This window comes from Pseudomonas cichorii (assembly GCF_003700275.1).
Classification (GTDB): Bacteria; Pseudomonadota; Gammaproteobacteria; order Pseudomonadales; family Pseudomonadaceae; genus Aquipseudomonas; species Aquipseudomonas cichorii_B.
Window position 1 is genome coordinate 1 of sequence record NZ_RBRE01000063.1, and the last position, 4,708, is coordinate 4,708.

General features: G+C 60.8%; 5 protein-coding genes. All 5 read left to right on the forward strand.

The window, feature by feature from the left end; genetic code table 11:
* On the forward strand, positions 1-1,438 hold a 1,438-nt coding region (locus ALQ04_RS17495), incomplete at its 5' end, for a TonB-dependent siderophore receptor (protein WP_183142210.1).
* Positions 1,439-1,490: 52 nt separating this feature from the next.
* Positions 1,491-2,273, forward strand: a complete 783-nt coding sequence (locus ALQ04_RS17500) for an ABC transporter ATP-binding protein (protein WP_122317007.1) — start codon at positions 1,491-1,493, stop codon at positions 2,271-2,273.
* Positions 2,270-3,238 carry an ABC transporter substrate-binding protein gene (locus ALQ04_RS17505; protein ID WP_122317008.1) on the forward strand — a complete coding sequence of 323 codons (969 nt, stop codon included), beginning with the start codon at positions 2,270-2,272 and terminating at the stop codon, positions 3,236-3,238. The genes ALQ04_RS17500 and ALQ04_RS17505 overlap by 4 nt, the downstream gene beginning before the upstream one ends.
* Complete coding sequence (locus ALQ04_RS17510) at positions 3,235-4,260, forward strand: FecCD family ABC transporter permease (RefSeq protein ID WP_409077271.1); 1,026 nt, start codon at positions 3,235-3,237, stop codon at positions 4,258-4,260. Before ALQ04_RS17505 ends, ALQ04_RS17510 begins: the two co-directional genes overlap by 4 nt.
* Positions 4,261-4,383: 123 nt before the next feature.
* Complete coding sequence (locus ALQ04_RS17515) at positions 4,384-4,572, forward strand: hypothetical protein (protein WP_122317010.1); 189 nt, start codon at positions 4,384-4,386, stop codon at positions 4,570-4,572.
* Positions 4,573-4,708: the final 136 nt, after the last annotated feature.

The window sequence follows — 4,708 nt, forward strand, 5'->3', positions numbered from 1 at the left end:
CATGAGCGCAGCGCTGCGCTGGCAAGCCACCGATGACCTGAGCTTTACCCTCGCCCATGAACGTGGCGACAGCGAACCGATGAATTATTTCGGCACGCCGCTGATCGATGGCAAGTATCGGGACAGCCTGCGTGACAAGAACTACAACCTGCGCAACGCCGTACAACGCTACAACGATGAATGGACCCGCCTGAACACTGACTGGACCCTCAACGACTCCGTCAGCGCCAGTAACCAGCTGTACTACATCAAGAGCCGTCGTCACTGGCGCAACGCCGAAGCCTATAACTGGAGCAGCGCACAGGGTCAGTTGCTGCGTGGCGACTACCTGGAAATCAAGCACGATCAGGAGCAGATCGGCGACCGCCAGAGTTTCACCTTCAACCATTCGCTGTTCGGCCTCGACAGCCGCACGGTGCTTGGCGCCGAGTACAACCGGATTCGCTTCGACGTTACCAATAACTCGCCCTACAACGACGTGGGCGGTGACTTCATCGATCCGTGGAATCCGCTACGCGGTGACTTCCAGAGCCAGTCGCCGCTGCAGCCGCTGAGCGAAAGCACCACCCGCACATTTGCGCTGTTCGCCGAGAACCGCCTGCAACTGTCCGAACGCTGGTCGCTGGTGACCGGTATTCGCCGCGACCAGAACCACATCGACCGCAACGACATGCGTAGCGACAACCGTAATGACCGCAGCCTTACCGGTGGCAACTGGCGTGCCGGACTGGTGTTTGCCGTAACCGATCAACTGTCCCTGTATGGCCAGTATTCGACCAGCGAAGATGGCGTCAGCAACCTCATCAGCATGACACCGGCCCAGCAGCAGATGGACCTGACCGAAGCGAAGCAGACCGAGTTCGGCCTCAAGCAGCAGTTCTGGGATGGCCGTGGCGAATGGACCCTGGCGGCTTATCATATCGTCAAGAAAAAGCTCCTGACCCTCGACCCGGTAACGCGCGTGACCCAGCAGGTTGGCCAGCAGTCATCCGACGGTCTGGAAGCCTCGCTGGAGCTGGCCCTTGCCCAGGGCTGGCATGTGTCCGCCAACGCTGCCGTGGTGCGCGCCGAGTATGACGACTTCGACGAAAGCGTTGCCGGGCAAGTCGTATCCCGAGCGGGTAACCGCCCCACCGACGTGCCGAGCCGAACCGCCAACCTGTGGCTGAGCAAGGCGCTGAGCGAGGACCTGGATGCCGGCATGGGCCTGCGTTATGTGGATGAGCGTTATGCCAACACCGCCAATACCACCTCAATACCAGGCTACACGGTGCTGGACGCCAATCTGGGCTGGACGGTACAACGCGATGTGCGTCTGGGCCTGCAACTGAACAACCTGCTGGATCGCCGCTATGCTGCGGCGCAATACAACAATGGTCAGCAATGGCTGATGGGCGAGCCCCGCTCGTTCTTCGTCACGGCTGACTACAGCTTCTGATCCGACTGGCGACAGGTTCACTGCCTGTCGCCAGCATGCCTGGAAAACGAGCATGTCCAGATTTCACATCAACCGCCTGAACTGGGCTCCACGGCATTGCCAGGGCCAGCCGTGGCAGCTTGAAGGTATCGACCTGCACATCGAGGAAGGCGAATTCGTCGGGCTGATAGGTCCCAATGGCAGCGGCAAGACCAGCCTGCTGCGCTGCGCCTACCGTTTCAACCAGCCGGACAGCGGCTCGCTGCACCTCGACGGGCAGGATATCTGGCAACAGACACCCCGCTGGAGCGCGCAGCACATTGCGGTGATGCTTCAGGAGTTCCCTCAGGAATCCGGCCTGACCGTGCAGGACGTGGTGGCCATGGGGCGCACGCCGCATCAGGGCTGGTTCGACAGCGAAAGTGCCGAGGACCAGGCACTGATCAACGAAATCCTGAGTCAGGCAGGCTTGCAAGGACTCAGCGAGCATTCATTCGCCTCCTTGTCCGGCGGTGAGAAACAACGGGTATTGCTGGCCCGTGCGCTGGTACAAAAGCCGGGCCTGTTGATTCTCGATGAGCCGACCAACCATCTCGATCCGCGCTACCAACTGGAACTGCTGCGCTATTTGCGGCAACTGAAACTCAGTACCCTGGCCAGCTTTCATGACCTCAATCTGGCGGCGGCTTTCTGTGATCGCCTGTATGTCATCGAGCATGGCCAGATCGTTGCCAGCGGCACGCCGGCTCAGGTCCTGACCGAGCAACGCCTGCTGCAGGTGTTCGGCGTCCACGCGCTGGTGGATACCCACCCACTGGCTCCACATCCACGCATTACCTGGATCAGCCCATCATGACCCGAATTCTGGCCTGCCTGATGCTGCTTGCCGCCCTGCCCGTGGCCGCGACTGCGGGCGACTTTCCATTGACCGTGCAGAGTTGCGGACGCGAGGTCACGTTCGATCACCCACCACAACGGGCGGTCAGCCACGACATCAACCTGACCGGCATGCTGCTGGCCCTTGGTTTGCGCCAGCATATGGTCGGCTACACCGGCATTACGGGCTGGAAAACCCTCGACCCGGCACTGCGCGAAGCACTGGACGGCCTGCCGGAACTGGCAGAGCGTTATCCGTCGCTGGAAAACCTGCTGGACGCCAACGCCGATTTCTTTTTTGCCGGCTGGAGCTATGGCATGCGCGTCGGCGGCCCGGTCACTCCGCAAACCCTGCAACCGTTCGGCATTCCCGTGTACGAACTGAGCGAATCGTGCTCACGGATCATGGTCCAGCGCGAAGCCAGCCTGGATGACCTGTATCGCGACCTGCATAACCTGGGACAGATCTTCGCCGTCCCGGACCGGGCCAAGGCCTTGATCGAGCGCCTGCAACAACAGGTAGCGCAAGTCACGGCCAGACTGGCCCAGGTCCGCCAGCGTCCGCGAGTGTTCGTGTATGACAGTGGCGAAGACCGCCCCGCCACATCCGGCAAACTGGGCATGCCGCAGGCGCTGATCGAGGCCGCAGCCGGTAACAACGTCATGGACGATATCGCCGCCAGCTGGACTCAGGTCAACTGGGAGAGCGTAGTAGAGCGTAACCCGCAGGTGATCGTGATCGTCGATTACGGCCCCACGTCCTGGCAGCACAAACGCGACTTTCTCTTGCATAACGCGGCCTTGAGCAGCATCGATGCCATTCGCCAGCAGCGTTTCGTGGTGCTGCCCTATGTTGCCGTTACACCTTCGGTCGACAACGCCAAAGCCATCGAAAAGCTGGCTGCTGCGCTACATCCCGAACTGTTCGACGAGGCCAGGCCGTGACACCCATACGTAGCGTGGCTCAGTATCGCTGGCTGATCCTTGCCCTTCTCGCGCTATTGATATTGTCGTGCCTGATGGCCCTGGGCTTTGGTCCGGCACGGGTGCCGCTGGGTACAGTGCTGGGTATTGTCCTGCACGAGAGCGGGTTCGACAGCGCAATGGACTGGAGTCGTGGCCAGGCGCAAATCATCTGGCTGATCCGCGCTCCCCGAGTGTTGCTCGGCGCCCTGGTGGGCGCCGGCCTGGCGCTGGTCGGCACCGCCCTGCAAGCGGTTACCCGCAATCCTCTGGCTGACCCGCATCTGCTGGGCGTCAGTTCCGGCGCAGCGCTTGGCGCGGTCGCCGCGGTGCTTTATCTGGGCGAGTTTGTCGGAGCATTCAGCCTGCCACTGGCCGCCTTCATCGGCGCACTGGGCAGCATGCTGCTGGTACTGGCCGTTGCCAGCCGACACGGACGCCTGGAAAGTGAGCGCCTGTTGCTGGCTGGAGTCGCGGTATCTTTCGTGCTGATGGCGCTGGTCAATCTGCTGCTCTACACCGGCGACCAGCACGCCGCCAATTCGGTGATGTTCTGGATGCTTGGCGGCCTGGGGCTGGCGCGCTGGGAACTGCTGTGGCTGCCGGGCATTTGCGTAGTGACCGGGTTCATCGTCCTGCTGAGCCTGAGCCGCGCACTGAATGCCTTGATGAGTGGCGAACAGACCGCCGTGAGCCTTGGGTTCAATACCCGGCATGTACGCTGGCAGGTATTCGTCAGCACTTCATTACTGACCGGCGTTCTCGTCTCGCTTTCCGGTGCTATCGGCTTCGTCGGCCTGATGCTGCCACATATGGCGCGTCGACTGGTCGGTGCCGAGCATCGCAGGCTATTACCGGTCAGCGCCCTGCTTGGGGCACTGTTCATGATCTGGGTGGACGTTGCAGCCCGCTCGCTGATTGCGCCGCAGGACTTACCCATCGGCATCGCCACGGCAGCGATTGGCGGGGTGTTTTTCATACTGCTGCTGCGCAAGCGACAGTGAACCTAGCGGTAATTCTGGATTCGCTTCCTGGCAGACTGTGTGAAACTACAGCGCTCGGCCATACTGCGCTGCCGTTTGCGTATACAGTCATGACACAAGACCCAGTAATGGAGATCGACACAGATGGCACATTCACTTCAGTATCAGGTGTCAGACTCCATTCGTGGCATCGAAACCGAAGTCGGCAGGCTGCTTGATCTGGCAGGCATGCTCAAGGAAACGGGCAATGATCCGCTGGCAGCAAAGATCAGTCTCCAGGCGCACAAGCTGCTGGAAGTGGCGGTGGCGCTGAGGATGGCTTTGGCAGATTGAGTACTGCCGCCAGCTAATACTTTCGTATACACATCCCTCTCTGTCTCTAAAGCCTTGTGCCGCAACCACGCACACAAGAGCGCCTTCCCCTCAATAATTTCCCATCGTGGCCAGGGATGTAGTGGTCAACTTTTTC

Excerpts from the sequence above, each read along its gene's own strand:
- ALQ04_RS17505 (WP_122317008.1), top strand. The coding sequence starts at position 2,270 with ATGACCCGAATTCTGGCCTGCCTGATGCTGCTTGCCGCCCTGCCCGTG.
- ALQ04_RS17515 (WP_122317010.1), top strand. The coding sequence starts at position 4,384 with ATGGCACATTCACTTCAGTATCAGGTGTCAGACTCCATTCGTGGCATC.
- ALQ04_RS17500 (WP_122317007.1), top strand. The coding sequence starts at position 1,491 with ATGTCCAGATTTCACATCAACCGCCTGAACTGGGCTCCACGGCATTGC.